We start from the raw sequence: 17,250 nt of genomic DNA on the forward strand, positions 1-17,250 counted from the left end.
CAAATGAGTGACAAAAACGTTAGCAAGAGGGAGTTGCGGGAGCACCTCCTCCAGGTGAGACGCGGGTTGACGGCTCGTGAACGCACAGTGGCCGAGCGGGCGATCGCGCAACACGCCCTGGATCTGCCTGAATTGTCAGGCGCCCGGACGGTGGCGGCCTATGTGTCGATGGGCGGCGAGCCCGGCACCCGCACGCTGCTCGACGTGCTGCGCGAGCGCGGGGAGCGGGTGCTGCTGCCGGTCCTGCTGCCGGACAACGACCTGGACTGGGCCCCGTACGAGGGCTCCGGCGGCCTGGTGCGGACCGCCCGCGGACTGTACGAGCCCACCGGCCCCCGGCTCGGCCCGGCCGCGGTGACCGGGGCGGACGCGGTCCTGCTCCCGGGGCTGGCCGTCGACGGCCGGGGGCTGCGGCTGGGCCGCGGCGGGGGCTCGTACGACCGGGTCCTGGCCCGGCTGGACACGGCGGGGGTGACGCCCGCTCTGGTGGTGCTGCTGTACGCGCACGAGGTGCTGGACCGGGTGCCCGACGAGCCGCACGACCGGCCGGTCGACGCGGTGGTCACCCCGGAGGGCGTACGGCGCTTCGGGGACGGCTGAGGGAGGCGGACGAGGGAGCGGCGGACGGCCGAGGGGGGCGGGCCCGACGGCCCGCCCCCCTCCCGTGCTGGTCCTCGCACGCCGCCCGTGCGGGCTACGGGGTCAGCGCGAGGGTGTCCTCCGTGGCCCCGTCGACCCGCTGCTTGGTGAAGACCCACGGCAGCAGCTCGCCCTTGGCCCACTTGGTGGTCTGGTCGGTGTAGTGCGAGCTGTAGGCGTGGCCCGAGGCTCCGGTCAGGTTGATCCACCGGGACTTGTCGAAGTCGTCGAGCGAGACCACCATCCGCATCGACGGCACCCAGACGACCTCGTAGCCGCCGGCCGCGTTCCAGCCGGTCGCGTTGACCGCGGCCTCACCGCCGCCGAGCTGCCACGGGCCGCGGTTGAGCAGCCACCGGACGACCGCGGGACCGCCGGTGCCCAGGGTCTGGTTGCGCAGGTCCAGCGTGTGGAGGCGGCCCCAGCTCCAGGTGTCGATGTTCTTGCCGAGCTTCGCGGTCAGCTCGTAGCGGGCGTCCTTCATGGCCTGGGCGAGCAGCTCGTCACGGGTGGTGCGGGTCCGGCCGCTGTCCTTGTCGTAGAAGGCCGTGGGGGAGGTCGTCCACCACGGGTTGTCCTCGTCGTCCAGGATCGAGCGCACGACCTCGAACCAGCGGTCGCCGCCGTCCGGCTGCGCCTGGTCCGCGGCGCGCCGGCCGCACTCGCGCACCAGCTTGGACGTGCCGTCGAGGTCGTCGACCGGGCCGGACCGGTCGGCGGCCGGGACGGTCAGGCACTGGCCCTCGGGGCGCAGCTCCTTGGGCAGCTTGTTGCCGAAGGCCAGCTTGAGGACGTTGCGCCAGACGGCGTTGAAGTAGGCCGCGGGGGCGGAGTCGGAGTCCTGGTTGTAGTCCCAGCCCTCCAGCAGCTTCTGGGCGTTGCGGACGTAGTCGTCCTTGTCGTCCTTGATGTCGATCTTGAGCAGGTACGGCACCAGGAGCTTGGCGATCTCACTGCTGTTGTCGCCCTGCATCTCCTGCATGTCGTCCATGGAGACCAGGCCGCCGTCCTTGATCTTGGACTGGACCAGGTCGTTGATCCGCTGGCTGCGGGTGCCGTAGCCCCAGTCCCGGGTGAGCAGGTAGGGGTACTCGTCCTGGTCGACCACGGCCTGGTTGGCGGTGACGATGTAGCCGCGCGTCGGGTCGCGCTCGTACGGCATCGCGGAGAAGGAGATCCACTTCTTCCACTGGTACCGCGGGTCCCAGCCGGGGGCCGGGTAGGTGCCGTCGTAGCCGCTGGCGCGGACCGGGATCCGGCCGGGGGCCTGGTAGCCGATGTGGCCGTGGGCGCCCTTGTTGTCGGCGTAGATCAGGTTCTGGGACGGGACGGCGAAGTCGCGGGCGGCGGCCCGGAACTGGGCCCAGTCGGTCGCCGTGTCGAGCTCGAAGACCGCGTCCATGGTGTTGGACGCGTCCAGCGCCGTCCAGCGCAGGGAGACCGCGTAACCCTCGCCGCGGTCGGGCGCGGAGTTCGGTACCGGGGCGCGGTCGCCGACGGTGCGCAGCTCGGCACTGCGGTCGGAGATGACCGGGCCGTTCCTGGTGCTGCGCACCGTGATCGTGCGGTCGTCACCGCCGGCGACCTTGATGGTCTCCTTGCGGGTCTTGAAGGGCTGCTGCTTGCCGTCGTAGAGGTAGGTGTCGGCGGTGACCTTCTCCAGGTAGAGGTCGGTCACGTCGGCACCGAGGTTGGTCATGCCCCAGGCGATCGACTGGTTGTGCCCGATGATCACACCGGGCATGCCGGAGAACGTGTAGCCGGCCACGTCGAAGGGGCAGGCCTTGCCGACGCTGTTGCAGTGCAGGCCCATCTGGTACCAGAGCGAGGGCATCTGCGGGGCGAGGTGCGGATCGTTGGCCAGCAGCGGCTTGCCGGTGGTGGTGTGTTCGCCGGAGACCACCCAGGAGTTGGAGCCGATGCCGTTGCCGTTGGGGCCCAGCAGCGCGGGGATCTGGTCGAGGGTGTCGGAGAGCGAGGCCAGCTGGGACTGGACGTTCTGCGTCGCGTCGGAGGTGGAGGCGGCGTCGGTGCCGGTCCCCGTGCCCGTGCCATCGCCAGCGCCGTCGCCGGAACCCGTACCCGTGCCGGTTTCCGTACCGGTTCCGGAGTTCGTGCCCGATTCCGTGGTGGTTCCCCGCGGTTCGTACTCGTCCGTGAGGTCGTTGACCTTCCCGCCCTCGACGATCGGGTGGTTCCGGTCGTACGGGTAGTCGGGGTAGAGCTGTTCGATCTGCTTGCGGCTCAGCCGGCTCGACAGCAGCGAGCGGTCGATCTCGTCCTGCATGTTGCCGCGCAGGTCCCAGGCCATGGCCTTGAGCCAGGCGACCGAGTCGACCGGGGTCCACTTCTGCGGCACGTAGTCGTTGCTGAACTTCAGCGCCGCGTACTCGACCGACAGGTCGGCGCCGGAGTGGCCGTCCAGGTAGGCGTTGACCCCGTCGGAGTAAGCCTGGAGGTACGCCTTCGTGGTGGCCGACAGCTTCTTGTCGTACTCCTGCTGCGCCACCCGGCGCCAGCCGAGCGTGCGCAGGAAGGCGTCGGTCTCGACCTGGCCGCTGCCGAACATCTCGGACAGCCGGCCGGCGGTCAGGTGCCGGCGCACGTCCATCTCGTAGAAGCGGTCCTGGGCCTGGACGTAGCCCTGGGCGCGGAACAGGTCCTCGGCGGTGTCGGCGTAGATCTGCGGGATGCCGTTGCCGTCCCGCTTCACTTGGACGGCGCCGGTCAGGCCCTTGAGCTGCAGGGTTCCGGTGGTCTGCGGGAGGGAGGCGCGGACGGTCGCGACGCTCCAGTACGACCCGTAGACGATGCCCGCCACGAGCACGAGCACGACCCCGATCACGATGAGGCGCGTGCGGCGGGACTTCTTCTTGGCGGGCATCGATGTCCTTCGAACGGCAGGGTGGACCGATTGCTAGGGGCCACCTTAGGCGTACCGGCCCGTAGGTCCCCAGGCGGTGTCCTTACCTGTGGATGGAGATCGCCACAACGCCAAGCACAGGTAAAATATTAGGTAAGGCAATGAACTTCGTTGGAAGGACCGGCTCCTGACTGTCGACCGCCTCAATGAACTCCTGCTGGTGTGCGCCCTCGTGCTGCTCATAGCGGTGGTTGCCGTGCGCCTCTCCTCGCGCAGCGGCCTGCCCAGCCTGCTCCTCTATCTGGGCATTGGGGTCGCAATAGGACAGGACGGACTGGGAGTCGCCTTCGACAACGCCGAATTGACGCAAGTGCTGGGATATGCCGCACTTGTGGTGATTCTGGCCGAGGGTGGTCTCGGCACCCAGTGGCGGGAGATCAAACCGGCGGTCCCGGCGGCGGCGGTCCTGGCGACCTTGGGCATCGCGGTCAGCGTCGGCATCACGGCCTCGGCGGGGCACTACCTCGTCGGGTTGGACTGGCGGCATGCGCTCCTGATCGGCGCGGTCGTCTCGTCCACCGACGCGGCGGCCGTCTTCTCGGTGCTGCGCAGGGTGCCGCTGCCGAGCCGGGTGACCGGTGTGCTCGAGGCGGAGTCCGGCTTCAACGACGCCCCGGTGGTCATCTTGGTGGTCGCCTTCTCCGAGCACTGGCCCGTGCACAACTGGGGCCTGCTGCTGGGCGAGATCGCCCTGGAACTGGCGATCGGCGCCGCGGTCGGCCTGGCCGTCGGCATGCTCGGCGCGTTCGCGATGCGCCACGTCGCGCTGCCCGCCTCCGGCCTCTACCCGATCGCGGTCCTGGCGATCGCCGTCCTCGCCTACGCGGGCGGGGCGCTCGCGCACGGCTCGGGCTTCCTCGCCGTGTACGTGGCCTCCGTCGTGCTGGGCAACGCCAAGCTCCCGCACCGCCCGGCCACCCGGGGCTTCGCGGAGGGGCTGGCCTGGCTGGCGCAGATCGGCCTGTTCGTGCTGCTGGGCCTGCTGGTGACCCCGCACGAACTCGGCGACGACATCGTGCCTGCGCTGGTGGTCGGCCTGGTCCTGACGGTGGTGGCGCGGCCGGTGTCGGTGACGGCGAGCCTGCTGCCGTTCCGCACGCCCTTCCGCGACCAGGTGCTGCTGTCCTGGGCCGGGCTGCGCGGGGCGGTGCCCATCGTCCTGGCGACGATCCCGATGGTGGCGGGCGTCCGGCAGAGCGAGCGCATCTTCAACATCGTCTTCGTCCTGGTGATCGTCTACACCCTCGTGCAGGGCCCGACCCTGCCGTGGGTCGCCCGCAGGCTCCGGCTCGGGGACCCGGGGGCCGCGGAGGACCTGGGGATCGAGTCGGCGCCCCTGGAGCGGCTGCGCGGACACCTGCTGTCGGTACGGATCCCGGAGCACTCGCGCATGCACGGCGTGGAGGTCGGCGAACTGCGCCTGCCCCCGGGCGCGGCGGTCACCCTGGTCGTCCGCGAGGACAGGAGCTTCGTCCCGCTGCCCACGACGGTGCTGCGGCATGGTGACGAACTCCTCGTCGTCGCCACCGACCCGGTGCGGGACAAGGCGGAGGCCCGGCTGCGGGCGGTGGGACGCGGCGGCAAGCTGGCCGGATGGCTGGAATCGGGCGGTGGGGCCGGCCGTTAACATGGCTGTCGACAGTCACCACCAACTCTGCCTGACGCAGAGCTGGCGCGACCGCCCGGCGGCCGGAGAGACCCGGTATCTACCTCGGTCATGCGCGAGAGGACAGCTCTCGGCGCACAGGAACGCGACCAGGCGTCCAGGGTGCGCTACCAGGCGGCGGAAAGGCCCGGCCGTGGCATCCACGGTCACGCGTACGTCCCGTTCGTCCCGATCCTCCCGTCCGTCGGGTTCCTCCCGTCCGTCGGGTTCCTCCCGTCCTTCCCGTAGCGCGGCGCGCCCGGGATACGGGCAGCTGCTGCGCACGCCGGGTGCGTGGGCCTTCCTACTGCCCGGGTTCGCCGCGCGCCAGCCCTTCGCGATGCTCACCATCGGCATCGTGCTGCTGGTGCAGCACACCACCGGCTCCTACGGCACCGCCGGTGCCGTCTCGGCCGTCACCGGCGTCGCCATGGCGCTGTTCGCCCCGCTGAGCGGCAAGTTCTCCGACCGCTTCGGCCAGGGCGCCGTGCTGCTACCCGGGGTGCTCGTCCACGCGGCGTCCGGGACGCTGCTCGCCGTGCTGGCGCTGGCGCACGCGCCGCTGTGGGCGCTGCTGGCGGTGGCGGTGCCCACCGGCGCCTCGGTGCCGCAGGTCGGACCCATGGTGCGGGCCCGCTGGGCGTCCACGCTGCCGGCCGGGTCGCCGCTGCTGCAGACGGCGGCGGCCTTCGAGTCGGTCACGGACGAGTTCACCTTCGTCATCGGGCCGGTGCTGGCCACGGCGCTGGCCACCGGGGTGCACCCGGCGGCCGGGCTGCTGTCCGAGGCCGTGCTGACGCTGGCCGGCGGACTGCTCTTCGCCGCGCAGCGGCGGACCGCGCCCGCACCGTCCCGGTCCGTCCCCGGGGCCCGGAAGCGGGAGGCCTCGGCGCTGACCGTGCCCGGCGTGCGGGTGCTGGCCGTGGCCTTCCTCGGGATCGGCGCCGTCTTCGGCGGCATGCAGGTCTCCATGACGGCCTTCACCGAGGAGATCGGGCGGCCCGGGATCAACGGCCTGCTCTACGGGACGTTCGCGGCCGGCAACATGCTCGCGGGCATCGCGTGCGGCGCCGTCGCCTGGAAGTCCGGACCCAAGCGGCGCATGGTGGTCGGCTACACGGCACTGACCCTGGCCACCTCGATGCTGTGGGCGGCGCACGCCGTGCCGCTGCTGGGCGGGCTCGGGCTGCTGGTCGGACTCACCATCGCCCCGGCCCTGATCACCGGCTACACCCTGGTCGACGCACTCGTGCCGACGGGGATCCGTACGGAGGCCTTCACCTGGCTGACCGGCGCGGTGGCGCTGGGCCAGGCGGCGGCCGCCACCGCCGCCGGGCGGCTGGCCGACGGGCTCGGGGCGAGCGCCGGGTTCACCGTGCCGCTGGTGGGCACCGGCCTGGCACTCGTCACGCTGCTCGTGCTGCGTGATCGGCTCGCGCCGAGGCGGTCCGAAGTGGTCGCGGCACGCGGCGCAGGAACCGGCCACGGCAGTGGCATCGGTCACCGAGAGCCGGTCACGGTGGACTGAGGCCGCGGAATGCTGCACTATTGACCGTCGTTAGCACTCAATGAGTCAGAGTGCCAGGAGGAGCAAGTGCCGACGTACCAGTACCAGTGCACCGCCTGCGGCGAGGGCCTCGAGGCGGTGCAGAAGTTCACCGACGACCCGCTGACCGAGTGCCCGGCTTGCAACGGCCGGCTGCGCAAGGTCTTCTCCGCCGTCGGCGTCGTCTTCAAGGGATCCGGCTTCTACCGGACCGACAGCCGCGGCTCGTCGTCCAGCAGCACGCCGGCCGCCAAGAGCAGCGGCTCGGAGTCGAAGTCCTCTTCGGACTCCAAGAGCAGCGGCTCGGCCGGCTCAACCGGCTCCTCCAGCGGCTCCACCAGCTCGGCGAGCACCTCGGCCGCCTGAGCGGAGCCCACGGCACCCTCGTCTGGTGAAGGCCCCCGTCGCGGGCGACGGGGGCCTTCTGCGTGCCCGCCCGACCGGTTTCGTGCTGCAGCGCCGAGGCCTTCGGTCGCAGACTGGAGACATGCTGAGTGGTTGGGTCGTCGACCGGCCCGGACCCATGGTCACGGAGCCGCTGGTGCGCGTCGGACGCCCCAAGCCGGTGCCCGGACCGCGTGAGCTGCTGCTGCGCGTGGAGGCGTGCGGCGTGTGCCGCACCGACCTGCACCTGGCCGAGGGGGACCTGCCGCCGCACCGCCGGGAGACCGTCCCCGGACACGAGGTGGTGGGGCGGGTCATCGGCACCGGCGAGCGGGCCGGCCGCTTCGCCGAGGGCGACCGGGTGGGCGTCGCCTGGCTCCGCGGCACGTGCGGGAACTGCGCCTACTGCCTGACCGGCCGCGAGAACCTGTGCCCGTACTCGCTCTACACCGGCTGGGACGCCGACGGCGGCTTCGCCGACTTCACCACCGTGCCCGAGGACTACGCCTACGCGCTGCCCGAGGACGCCGACGGCCGTGACGCCGTGCACCTGGCGCCCCTGCTGTGCGCGGGCATCATCGGCTACCGCGCCCTGCGCCGCAGCGACCTGCCGGCCGGCGGGCGGCTGGGCATCTACGGCTTCGGCGCGTCCGCGCACATCGCCGCCCAGGTCGCGCTGGCCGAAGGGGCGACCGTGCACGTACTGACCCGCTCGGAGCCGGCGCGGGAGCTCGCGCTGGAGCTCGGTGCCGCCTCCGCGGGCGCGGCAGCGGACCGGCCACCGGAGCCGTTGGACGCCGCCATCCTCTTCGCCCCGGTCGGCGACCTGGTGCCGCCCGCCCTGGAGGCCCTGGCCCGGGGCGGCACGCTGGCGATCGCGGGCATCCACCTCAGCGACATCCCGGCACTGAACTACCAGCGCCATCTGTTCCAGGAACGCAGTCTGCGCAGCGTCACCTCCAACACACGACACGACGGACAGGAATTCCTGGCCCTGGCCGCCAGGATCGGGATCCGGGTGACCGCCACTCCCTATCCCCTGGACCACGCGGACCGGGCGCTGTCCGACCTGGCCGCCGACCGCGTCAACGGTGCGGCGGTCCTGGTGCCGGGCTGAGAGGTGGACGGCGCCGTGGACGGTGCCGTGGGCGGTGCCGTGGGCGGTGCCGTGGGCGGTGCCGAACGGGACGGGTGGGGACGGGTGGGGACGGAGCCGGGCGACAGCGAGAAGGAGGCACCGCCATGGACACCACCCACGGACCGGTCGTGGTCGGCACGGACGGCTCGCCCCGTGCCACCGCTGCGGTGATGTGGGCCGCCGGTGAGGCCGTGCTGCGCGATCGCCCGCTGCACATCCTGCACGCGGCCGGCATCGAGACCCGTTCCGGCAGGAACCTGTCCCCCGAGACCGCACAGCTGGTCCTCGACGGCGGCCGCGCCCTGCTGGACGAAGCGGCGGCTTCGGCCACCGGCCGCTATCCCGACCTGGCGGTCTCCACCTCACTCGGCAAGGGCAAGCCCGCCGAAAGCCTGCTGGCCCAATCCCTGGCGGAGGGTCTGACCGTCGTCGGCTGCCGTGGACGCGGTGGCTTCCACGCACTGCTGCTGGGCTCGGTCGGGCTGCGGGTGGCGACCCAGGCTCGCGGGCCCGTGGTCGTCGTGCGGGGTAGCGAGCAGCCGTCCACCGGTGTCGTCCTGGTCGGGATCCGGGACGAGACCGATCTGGCCACCGTGCGCTTCGCCGCCGACGAGGCCCGGCTACGGAAGGCCACCCTGCGCCTGCTGACCGCATGGAGCCTGCTCGGGGCCGTGGGCGAGATGGTGCCGGGGCTGGACGACGCCACGTCGGTCGGTGACCGGGAGGCAGCGGCGGAGCAGCATGTCGCCGACACGATCCGCGAGGAGTATCCGGACATCACCGTGACCGTGGACCTGGTCAAGGCCTCCTCCGCGAGCGGTGCCCTGGTGGATGCCTCGGCCCATGCCGATCTGCTCGTCGCTGGTGCCCGACGGCATCAGCGCTCCAGCGGCCGGCTGGCCCATGTGACCCACGCCGTGCTGCACCACGCACACTGTCCCGTGGCCGTCTTCCACCACCCTTGACCTCGGCTCCCCTGGGCAGGCGGGCCGCGAAGGTCTCTCCGCGCGCTACACGGTGCGTATGAGGCTGCCCGTGATGTGGGTGGGGACGATGCGTATCCACAGATCGTCCTCACCCCCGGACCACGGGCCGGGGTGGGCCTCCAGGACGCGAGCATCCTCAGGATCGACGACGTGCTCGGCGACCCCGAGGACGAGCACGCTCCATCCCGCGCTGAGGCAGGCGTCGAGCTGATCGACCTCGAAGGCGACCTCGCTGCCCTGGGCGAGGGACGGGGGTGCGCCCGCGGCCGTGCGGTAGACGATCGCCCCGTCGACGACCGCGTAGTTCACCGGGACGACCGCGGGGTGGCCGCCGCCGGTGGTGAGCGCGATCCTGCCGACGTCATGGCCGGACAGCCGGGTCCAGCACTCCTGCGACAGCAGTTCCTCCATCACCGGCGGGCCCGCGGCCTCCGTCTCCCCGGGGACGTGCTCGGCGTCGCCCCCCAGGAGGTGGCTGGCGGTGGTCCGCAGCGCCCCCGCGAGCCGGAGCAGGGCGTTGGTCCCGATGGTGTGATGGCACTGCTCCTCCACGTACCGCACGTAGCTCGGCGTCATACCGGCCTTGGCGGCCACTTCCTCGCGGCTGAGCCCCAGTTGTTCCCGCCGCTGCGCGACGCGACGGCTGACGTCCCCCGGATGGGCTCTCGACCTCTCGGACGGGCCGTCGCGCAATGACTGCCTGGGCACGTCGACCACCTCCCGCTCTCGGGCTCGGACGCTTCGGTTCGTTACCAGCAAGCACACCACCGCGGGCGCCGCGCCGCCAGACCCGCCCGGCCCATCCCCTCGAACGGGTGACCGAGTTATCCACAACCGGTCGGTACTCCACAGGCCGCCGAGGGGCCGCGCCGCGATGCGTCATGGTGGTCCTGCCAGGCCGGATGCGCCGGTGGACGAGGGCCCTATGACGGGGGTGGTCGAGATGGTGGACAGCGGTGGCTGCGCGCTGTGGACAGACGGCGGCGAGGTGCCGGAGCCGCCGGCGGGGGCGGGGGCGGGCGCGCCCGCCACGTGCGCGGTTCCGGTGTTCGCACCGATCAGGGCGGGTGGCGGGCGGCACCGGTTGCGGCGCGCGCTGCGCCGCCGGCGGCGGATGATGGCCGCGGGCCTGGCGATGACCGCGGCCGCGCTGGCCGCCGCGGCGCCCCGCACGGATCCGCAGCACGGCCGGGCCGGGCGGGAGGTCCCCCCTCCGGCGCCCGCCGCGGCGGCGCGGGACATGGTGCGGGCGCCGGTACGCATCGCGGACGTTGCGGCGGCCGGGCTGGTGCGGCCCGGTGACCGGGTGGACATCCTCGCGGCGGCACGCGTGGTGGCCCGCGGGGCGCCCGTGGTGGCCGTGCCCTCCCCCGCCGACGGCGTCCCGGGTGGCGGGGCGACGAGCGTGGACGGGGGCGGGTTCGGGGGCGGTGCGCTCATCGTGCTGTCGGTCCCGCGCCGGACGGCGGCCGCGTTGTCCGGCGCCGCGGCCACCTCGCCCCTGGCGGTGGCACTGCGCTAGCCGCACTCCGTGAGAAAGGCAACCGGCGGGGAGGCCCGTGGCGCCACCCCTTACTCTCGGAGGCCGAACCGCTCACCCACCTCCGTCACCGCCGGCCCCCACGCCGGCGGCGCCCGGCGGACACCACCAGGCCCCACGGGTCCCCCGGGCCGAACTGCACGGTCGTTCTTCGAAAGGAAATCGTCCCTTGAAGGGCTTCAAAGCCTTCCTGCTGCGTGGCAACGTCGTCGAGCTCGCTGTGGCGGTCGTCGTCGGCGCCGCGTTCAGCAAGATCGTCGACGCGTTCGTGAAGGGCCTCATCAATCCGGTGATCGGTGCCATCGGCACCAAGAACCTCGACGGCTACACCCTCTGCATCGAGTCGCCCTGCACCGTCGTCAACGGCGAGCTCACAAAGGGTGTGGGCCTCCTCTGGGGCGCGGTCGCCGGCGCGGCACTGACGTTCCTCATCACGGCTGCGGTCGTGTACTTCCTGCTGATCCTGCCGATGAACAAGCTCAACGAGCGGCGCAAGGAGGGCAAGGAAGCAGCGGTGGCCGGCCCGACGGAGCTGGAGCTGCTGACCGAGATACGCGACCTGCTGGCCCGCCAGCAGCAGGGCCACGGCGGCGGCCCCGGCATCCCCTCCCCCTACGGCCACAGCGGTACCAACCGGACGCATCCGTAGCGACCGTCCGCCTCAGATGTGGTGCGGGGGCTTCTCGTCGAGGAAGCGCGCGAGATCTCCCGCACCACCCTGGCCGGGGCGCTCGCCCCACCCGGTGTCGGTGTCATCGGACGACTGCCGGTCCAGCGGGTCGTCGAAGACCAGCGCCGGCACGTGCTCGCGCGGCGCTTGCGGGGCCGGGGCCGCGGCGGGCCCCGTAGCGGGGTCGGAGGTGCTGCTCATGCCGTCAAGGGTACGGGGCCGTCCACACGCCCGGCCGCGACGAAGGCCCGGCCGTACGCACGCGGGCGACGCACGACCGGGCCGGCCGGGGAAAGGGTCGAGCCCCGGCACAGGGGGGTGGCGCCGGGGCTCGAGTCTGTGGTGGAGCGGGCGCCTGCGGCGGCGCCCGCCTGACGTCAGGCCGCCTCGATGGACAGCCCGGTTGCGCGCGCCATGCGCTTGAGGTCCGCCAGCGCGTGCTTCTCGATCTGCCGGATCCGCTCACGCGTCAGCCCGTGCTGCTTGCCGACCTCGGTCAGCGTGCGCTCACGGCCGTCCACGATCCCGTACCGCGCCCGGATGATGGACGCCGTCCGGTCGTCGAGCCGGTCGATCAGATCCTCCAGTTCCTCACGCCGCAGCATGACGAGTACGGAGTCCTCTGGCGAAGCCGCCGACGTGTCCTCGACGAGATCGCCGAACTGGGTCTCGCCCTCGTCATCCACCGACATGTTCAGGCTCACGGGGTCGCGCGCCCAGTCCAGGACGTCGGAGATCCGTTCCGGGGTGGAGCCGAGCTCGGCCGCGATCTCCGCGGGCTCCGGGTCGCGCCCGTGCTCGCGGTTGAACTCGCGCTGCACCCGGCGCACCCGCCCCAGCTCCTCCACCAGGTGGACGGGGAGCCGGATGGTGCGCGACTGGTCCGCGATGGACCGGGTGATCGCCTGACGGATCCACCACGTCGCGTACGTGGAGAACTTGAAGCCCTTGGTGTAGTCGAACTTCTCGACGGCGCGTACCAGGCCTGCGTTGCCTTCCTGGATGAGGTCGAGCAGCGGCAGGCCGCTGCGCGGATAGCGTCGCGCGACGGCGACGACCAGGCGCAGGTTGGAACGGATGAAGACGTCCTTGGCCCGCGCACCCGCGGCGGCTATCGTCTCCAGTTCCTCTCGGTCGGCGTCCGCTCCCTGACCCAGCTCCTCGCCCGCGAGGAGCTGCTCGGCGTAGACGCCGGCCTCGATCGCCCTGGAAAGCTCGACTTCCTGCGCGGCGTCGAGCAGCGGCGTGCGCGCGATCTCGTCGAGGTACATGCCGACGAGGTCGCGGTCGGCCATCTCGCCGTGGCCTGCGCGAGCGCTGCTGTTCCCGCCGGTGGTGCTGCGGGCGACGGCACGGGTTGCCATGCGTGCTCCCTTGCGAAGGTTCGGTCGGGTGTCGGATCGAGTGAGCTGCCCCTCCAGCAGCTTCACGCGTGCCTTTCGGCTGCCCACTCGAAAAGAGATAACGACTGGAATCCGGACACAATTCCCAAGCGCCGCCCCGTTTTTTACGATCTTGCAGTACCCTGTCCGGCCACAGCCGGAGGTGGATCATTGCCCGAGTCCGTCGAAGTGCAGGTCAGGCCGGGTGGGGAAGAGGACCTGCAGGCCCTCACCGACCTCTACAACCACTACGTCCGTGAGACACCGGTCACATTCGACCTGGAGCCTTTCTCCCCGGAACAGCGCCGCCCTTGGCTGCTCTCCCACCCGGAAGACGGACCGCACCGCCTTTTGGTTGCCCACGGGACGCAACAGGACGGTACGAACGCACTGCTCGGATACGCCACGAGCAGCCCGTTCCGCCCGAAGGCCGCGTACTCCACCTCCGTGGAGACCTCCGTGTACTGCGCCCCGGAGGCCGGGGGCCGCGGCGTCGGCACCCTGCTCTACACGGCGCTCTTCGAGGCCCTGCTGGGCGAGGACCTGCACCGCGCGTACGCCGGGATCGCGCAGCCCAACGAGGCGTCCGTCCGCCTGCACACCCGCTTCGGCTTCCGTCCGCTGGGCGTCTACCGCGAGGTCGGCCGGAAGTTCGGCCGCTACTGGGACGTCGCCTGGTACGAGAAGGACCTGACCTGAACCGGCGCGCGCTCAGCGCAGCCAGGGAAGGTCCACCGCTCCATTCTGCGGCTGCAGCCCCTCGGCGATGACCCGGCAGATCTCGCCGAGCTGGCGCACCTGCTCCTCCGAGAGCCGGTCGAAGATCGCCCCGCGCACCGCCTCCACATGGCCCGGAGCGGCCGCCGCGAGCGCGGCGAAGCCCTCGTCGGTGAGGACCGCGAGCTGGCCGCGCCGGTCGGAGGGGCAGTTCTCGCGACGGACCCAGCCGTTCTCCTCCAGGCGGGAGATGGCGTGGGAGAGCCGGCTGCGCGTAATCTTCGAGCGTTCGGCCAGCTCCGTCATGCGCATCCGGCGGTCGGGGGTCTCCGAGAGCCACACCAGCAGCGAGTAGTACGCGTGGGGCATCCGCGCGTCGCGCTGGAGCTGCCGGTCGAGTGCGTCCGAGATCAACTGGGTGGACGCCATGTACGCGCGCCAGGCGCGCTGCTCCTCCTCGCTCAGCCAGCGGGGTTCGGGGGCTCTCGTCGTCATCCTCCCAGCCTACGAATTCGACCTTGAACTTTCAAGCAATCGCCGGTACGTTCCCCCTTGCCAGCTTGAAACTTCAAGGAACTCTTCAGGCGAGGGAGCCGTATGACGACCCCGACCGCACCGGACGCAGCCCCCGCCCCATCGCGCGCGGCCATCCGCACCCGGGTGCGGATCCCCCTGACCTTCCCCGACGGCTGGACGACCCCGGCCGACGTCTTCACCTTCACCGGCCTCGCCGACGGCAAGGAGCACCTCGCGCTCGGCCTCGGCCCTCACGAGGGCGTGACGTCCCCACTGGTCCGCCCCCACTCCGAGTGCCTGACGGGCGACGTCTTCGGCTCCGCGCGCTGCGACTGCGGCCCCCAGCTGCGCGAGGCCGTGCAGCGCATCGCCGAGACCGGCGGCTACCTGCTCTACCTGCGCCAGGAAGGCCGCGGCATCGGCCTGTACGCCAAGCTCGATGCGTACGCCCTCCAGGACGAGGGCCTGGACACCTACGCCGCCAACCGCGCCCTCGGCCGCCTCGACGACGAACGCGACTACACCGCCGCCGCCCAGATGCTCGGCGCCCTCGGCGTCGACGCCGTCCGCCTGCTCAGCAACAACCCCGACAAGGCGGCGCAGCTGTCCGCGCTGGGCGTCACGATCACCGAGCGGGTTCCGACCGGGGTCCACCTGTCCGAAGACAACGTGCGCTACCTGCGCGCCAAGGCCGAGCACACCCACCACACCCTCGACCTCCCGGCCTGAGGAGGCCCTATGCGCATGCCCGCCCTGTACCTCTCGCACGGCGCCCCGCCGCTCGCCGACGACCCGGTGTGGCCCGGCGAACTGGCCGCCTGGTCCGCCGGGCTCCCCCGCCCCACGGCGGTCCTCATGGTCTCCGCGCACTGGGAGGAGGCCCCGCTCGCCCTCGGCGCCACCACCACGGTCCCGCTCGTGTACGACTTCTGGGGCTTCCCCCGCCACTACTACGAGGTGCGGTACGCGGCCCCGGGCGCGCCCGCGCTGGCCGACTCCGTGCGCAAGCTGCTGCGCGGCGCGGGCACTCCCGTCCAGGACATCCCCGACCGCGGCCTGGACCACGGGGCGTACGTCCCGCTCGTGGAGATGTACCCGGACGCCGACGTCCCCGTGCTGCAGGTCTCGATGCCCACCCTCGACCCGCGGGAGCTCATGGACATCGGGCGCAGGCTCGCCCCGCTGCGCGACGAGGGCGTGCTGATCGTCGGCAGCGGCTTCTTCACCCACAACCTGGCCGCGCTGCGGCACGCCGGCGGGGTGCCGGGCTGGTCGGCGGAGTTCGACGACTGGGGGCACCGCGCGCTGGACGGGCAGGACGTGGACGCCCTGCTGGACTTCGAGCACAAGTCCCCCGCCGGGCGGCTCGCCCACCCCAGGACCGAGCACTTCGCACCGCTCTTCGTCACGATGGGCGCGGCCGAGGACGACCTCGGCACCCAGCGCAGCGTCATCGACGGCTTCTGGATGGGCCTGGCCAAACGGTCCGTGCAGTTCGGCCGGTAGTCTCCGCAACGCGAAGGGCCCCGCTTCCTCCCATGAAGCGGGGCCCTTCGCCGTACTCGCCGTCTCCGGCGTGCCGTCGTCGTCGACGCGTCCGTCAGTGGGCGATCACCGGGACGGCGACCTCCTCGGCGCCCTCGGCGTCCTTGCTGCCGGACGCCGCCACCACACCGCCGCCACCGCTGGTGGTGATGAAGGTGAAGGCGATGATCGCGGACAGGGCCAGGATGCCGACCGCCCACCAGATGGCGGTGGAGTAGCCGTGCACGGCCGCGGCGTTGACGAAGCCCTGCTTGCCGAGCGTACGGGCCTCGGCAGCGTGTGCGGCGACCCACGTGGTGGTGGCGCTGGCCGCGATGGTGTTCAGCAGCGCCGTGCCGATGGCACCGCCGACCTGCTGCGAGGTGTTGACCATGGCGGAGGCGACACCCGCGTCACGCGGCTCGACACCGTGCGTGGCCAGGCTCATGGCCGGCATGAAGGCCGTACCCATGCCGAGGCCGAGCAGGATCTCGGCCGGCAGGACCAGGCCCGCGTACGAGCTGTCGACCGACAGCTGGGTCAGCAGCAGCATGCCCAGACCCGCCACCAGGAAGCCCGGGGTCATCAGCAGGCGCGGACGCACGCGGGTCATCAGACGCGCGCCGATCTGCGTGGAACCGGCGATCATGCCCGCGATCATCGGGAGGAAGGCGAAGCCGGTCTTCAGCGCGGAGTAGCCCTGGACGACCTGCAGGTAGTAGGTGAGGAAGAGGAACAGGCCGAACATCGCGATGATGGCCAGACCCAGCGAGAGGTAGACGCCACCGCGGTTGCGGTCGGTCACCACGCGCAGCGGCAGCAGCGGGGCCTTCACGCGGGCCTCGACGACCACGAACGCGACCAGCAGCACGACCGAGGCCACGAACAGGCCGATCGTGGTGCCCTCGCTCCAGCCGTGGGTCTCGGCGCGGGTGAAGCCGTAGACGAGCGAGACAAGACCGGCGGTGGCCAGCACGACGCCGGGGATGTCCAGGCCGCTGCTGTTGCGGCTGCCGACGGGCTCGTGGACGAAGCGCATGGCACCGAACGCGGCGACGGCGGCGAAGGGGATGTTGACGAAGAACGTCCAGCGCCAGTCCAGGTACTCGGTGAGCACACCACCGAGGATCAGGCCGACGGCACCGCCACCACCGGCGATGGCGCCGTAGATGCCGAACGCCTTGGCGCGCTCCTTGGCCTCGGTGAACATCACCGCGAGGAGCGACAGCGCGGCCGGCGCGAGCAGCGCGCCGAAGGCACCCTGCAGCGCGCGGGCACCGAAGAGCACCCCCTCGTTGGCCGCGGCGCCGCCGATCGCGGAGGCGGCCGCGAAGCCGATCAGGCCGGTGACGAAGGTGCGGCGGCGGCCCCACAGGTCGGCGATGCGTCCGCCGAAGAGCAGCAGGCCGCCGAAGACCAGCGCGTAGGCCGTGATGACCCACTGCTTGTTGGCGTCGGAGATGCCCAGGTCGGTCTGGGCGGAGGGCAGGGCGATGTTCACGATGGTGCCGTCGAGGACGACCATCAGCTGGGCTATCGCGATGAAGGCCAGCGCCTTCCAGCGCTGGGCGTGTGCCAGATCAGGCATGGATGAACTCACTAACGGGACGAAGAGATGACGACATTGAAGACGAAGAGGA

18 protein-coding genes are annotated in these 17,250 nt (G+C 71.8%); 12 read left to right on the forward strand and 6 right to left on the reverse strand.

Translation table 11 applies throughout. The annotated features are described in order from the left end of the window. Window positions 1-3 precede the first annotated feature (3 nt). Window positions 4-600, forward strand: coding sequence for a 5-formyltetrahydrofolate cyclo-ligase (locus tag ABZ312_RS01510; protein WP_500436133.1), 597 nt, complete (start codon window positions 4-6; stop codon window positions 598-600). Window positions 601-694: 94 nt separating this feature from the next. On the opposite strand, the gene ABZ312_RS01515 is transcribed toward ABZ312_RS01510, so the two are convergent. After that, a complete protein-coding gene (locus ABZ312_RS01515; RefSeq protein WP_500436134.1) occupies window positions 695-3,523 on the reverse strand; it encodes a penicillin acylase family protein in 2,829 nt (942 codons plus the stop codon). A 166-nt stretch (window positions 3,524-3,689) separates the two neighbouring features. Here ABZ312_RS01515 and ABZ312_RS01520 point away from each other — a divergent pair, with 166 nt between their 5' ends. From ABZ312_RS01520 to ABZ312_RS01545, 6 genes are all read left to right on the forward strand, one after another. Continuing rightward, entirely contained in the window at window positions 3,690-5,189 is a 1,500-nt protein-coding gene (locus ABZ312_RS01520) for a potassium/proton antiporter (protein ID WP_500329011.1), read from the forward strand. Window positions 5,190-5,279: 90 nt separating this feature from the next. Continuing rightward, window positions 5,280-5,456 (forward strand): hypothetical protein, encoded by a 177-nt coding sequence (locus ABZ312_RS01525; protein ID WP_500436258.1) that lies wholly within the window; start codon window positions 5,280-5,282, stop codon window positions 5,454-5,456. Window positions 5,457-5,481: 25 nt separating this feature from the next. After that, window positions 5,482-6,735: an MFS transporter gene (locus ABZ312_RS01530; RefSeq protein ID WP_500436254.1), complete on the forward strand. Its 1,254-nt coding sequence runs from the start codon at window positions 5,482-5,484 to the stop codon at window positions 6,733-6,735. Between the two features lie 66 nt (window positions 6,736-6,801). Continuing rightward, window positions 6,802-7,119 carry an FmdB family zinc ribbon protein gene (locus tag ABZ312_RS01535; protein WP_500328918.1) on the forward strand — a complete coding sequence of 106 codons (318 nt, stop codon included), beginning with the start codon at window positions 6,802-6,804 and terminating at the stop codon, window positions 7,117-7,119. A gap of 121 nt (window positions 7,120-7,240) precedes the next feature. Further along, window positions 7,241-8,254, forward strand: a complete 1,014-nt coding sequence (locus ABZ312_RS01540) for a zinc-dependent alcohol dehydrogenase family protein (RefSeq protein WP_500436136.1) — start codon at window positions 7,241-7,243, stop codon at window positions 8,252-8,254. Between the two features lie 125 nt (window positions 8,255-8,379). Next, on the forward strand, window positions 8,380-9,240 hold the full coding sequence (locus ABZ312_RS01545; protein ID WP_500436138.1) for a universal stress protein: 861 nt from the start codon (window positions 8,380-8,382) through the stop codon (window positions 9,238-9,240). A gap of 45 nt (window positions 9,241-9,285) precedes the next feature. Here ABZ312_RS01545 and ABZ312_RS01550 read toward each other — a convergent pair whose 3' ends face one another. Beyond that, window positions 9,286-9,969 carry a helix-turn-helix domain-containing protein gene (locus ABZ312_RS01550; protein WP_500328915.1) on the reverse strand — a complete coding sequence of 228 codons (684 nt, stop codon included), beginning with the start codon at window positions 9,967-9,969 and terminating at the stop codon, window positions 9,286-9,288. 202 nt (window positions 9,970-10,171) lie between these two features. Between ABZ312_RS01550 and ABZ312_RS01555 the strand changes: the two genes are divergently transcribed. Further along, the gene (locus ABZ312_RS01555; RefSeq protein ID WP_500436140.1) at window positions 10,172-10,783 is read left to right on the forward strand and encodes a hypothetical protein; all 612 of its coding nucleotides are present in this window, start codon (window positions 10,172-10,174) and stop codon (window positions 10,781-10,783) included. 187 nt (window positions 10,784-10,970) lie between these two features. Continuing rightward, window positions 10,971-11,450: a large conductance mechanosensitive channel protein MscL gene (gene mscL / locus ABZ312_RS01560; RefSeq protein WP_500332295.1), complete on the forward strand. Its 480-nt coding sequence runs from the start codon at window positions 10,971-10,973 to the stop codon at window positions 11,448-11,450. A gap of 12 nt (window positions 11,451-11,462) precedes the next feature. On the opposite strand, the gene ABZ312_RS01565 is transcribed toward mscL, so the two are convergent. Both ABZ312_RS01565 and ABZ312_RS01570 read right to left on the reverse strand, forming a co-directional pair. Next, entirely contained in the window at window positions 11,463-11,672 is a 210-nt protein-coding gene (locus ABZ312_RS01565) for a hypothetical protein (protein ID WP_500436142.1), read from the reverse strand. Window positions 11,673-11,848: 176 nt separating this feature from the next. After that, window positions 11,849-12,835 carry a sigma-70 family RNA polymerase sigma factor gene (locus ABZ312_RS01570; RefSeq protein ID WP_499512340.1) on the reverse strand — a complete coding sequence of 329 codons (987 nt, stop codon included), beginning with the start codon at window positions 12,833-12,835 and terminating at the stop codon, window positions 11,849-11,851. Window positions 12,836-13,024: 189 nt separating this feature from the next. On the opposite strand from ABZ312_RS01570, the gene ABZ312_RS01575 reads away from it, so the two are divergent. After that, the gene (locus ABZ312_RS01575) at window positions 13,025-13,552 is read left to right on the forward strand and encodes a GNAT family N-acetyltransferase (RefSeq protein ID WP_500332297.1); all 528 of its coding nucleotides are present in this window, start codon (window positions 13,025-13,027) and stop codon (window positions 13,550-13,552) included. A gap of 12 nt (window positions 13,553-13,564) precedes the next feature. Here ABZ312_RS01575 and ABZ312_RS01580 read toward each other — a convergent pair whose 3' ends face one another. Continuing rightward, window positions 13,565-14,065, reverse strand: coding sequence for a MarR family winged helix-turn-helix transcriptional regulator (locus ABZ312_RS01580; protein ID WP_499512342.1), 501 nt, complete (start codon window positions 14,063-14,065; stop codon window positions 13,565-13,567). Window positions 14,066-14,167: 102 nt separating this feature from the next. On the opposite strand from ABZ312_RS01580, the gene ABZ312_RS01585 reads away from it, so the two are divergent. Next, complete coding sequence (locus ABZ312_RS01585) at window positions 14,168-14,815, forward strand: GTP cyclohydrolase II (protein ID WP_500332298.1); 648 nt, start codon at window positions 14,168-14,170, stop codon at window positions 14,813-14,815. 9 nt (window positions 14,816-14,824) lie between these two features. Beyond that, the gene (locus tag ABZ312_RS01590) at window positions 14,825-15,592 is read left to right on the forward strand and encodes a dioxygenase family protein (RefSeq protein ID WP_500332299.1); all 768 of its coding nucleotides are present in this window, start codon (window positions 14,825-14,827) and stop codon (window positions 15,590-15,592) included. A gap of 94 nt (window positions 15,593-15,686) precedes the next feature. On the opposite strand, the gene ABZ312_RS01595 is transcribed toward ABZ312_RS01590, so the two are convergent. Then, entirely contained in the window at window positions 15,687-17,198 is a 1,512-nt protein-coding gene (locus tag ABZ312_RS01595; protein WP_500332300.1) for an MFS transporter, read from the reverse strand. Window positions 17,199-17,250 lie beyond the last annotated feature (52 nt).

The organism is Streptomyces sp. NPDC006207 (assembly GCF_040613835.1).
GTDB lineage: Bacteria > Actinomycetota > Actinomycetes > Streptomycetales > Streptomycetaceae > Actinacidiphila.

Bases quoted from the DNA above. Each gene is read 5' to 3' on its own strand.
- ABZ312_RS01580 (WP_499512342.1), bottom strand. From the start codon at position 14,065: ATGACGACGAGAGCCCCCGAACCCCGCTGGCTGAGCGAGGAGGAGCAG.
- ABZ312_RS01515 (WP_500436134.1), bottom strand. From the start codon at position 3,523: ATGCCCGCCAAGAAGAAGTCCCGCCGCACGCGCCTCATCGTGATCGGG.
- ABZ312_RS01590 (WP_500332299.1), top strand. From the start codon at position 14,825: ATGCGCATGCCCGCCCTGTACCTCTCGCACGGCGCCCCGCCGCTCGCC.
- ABZ312_RS01585 (WP_500332298.1), top strand. From the start codon at position 14,168: ATGACGACCCCGACCGCACCGGACGCAGCCCCCGCCCCATCGCGCGCG.
- ABZ312_RS01525 (WP_500436258.1), top strand. From the start codon at position 5,280: ATGCGCGAGAGGACAGCTCTCGGCGCACAGGAACGCGACCAGGCGTCC.
- ABZ312_RS01545 (WP_500436138.1), top strand. From the start codon at position 8,380: ATGGACACCACCCACGGACCGGTCGTGGTCGGCACGGACGGCTCGCCC.
- ABZ312_RS01565 (WP_500436142.1), bottom strand. From the start codon at position 11,672: ATGAGCAGCACCTCCGACCCCGCTACGGGGCCCGCCGCGGCCCCGGCC.
- ABZ312_RS01570 (WP_499512340.1), bottom strand. From the start codon at position 12,835: ATGGCAACCCGTGCCGTCGCCCGCAGCACCACCGGCGGGAACAGCAGC.
- ABZ312_RS01595 (WP_500332300.1), bottom strand. From the start codon at position 17,198: ATGCCTGATCTGGCACACGCCCAGCGCTGGAAGGCGCTGGCCTTCATC.
- ABZ312_RS01510 (WP_500436133.1), top strand. From the start codon at position 4: ATGAGTGACAAAAACGTTAGCAAGAGGGAGTTGCGGGAGCACCTCCTC.
- ABZ312_RS01540 (WP_500436136.1), top strand. From the start codon at position 7,241: ATGCTGAGTGGTTGGGTCGTCGACCGGCCCGGACCCATGGTCACGGAG.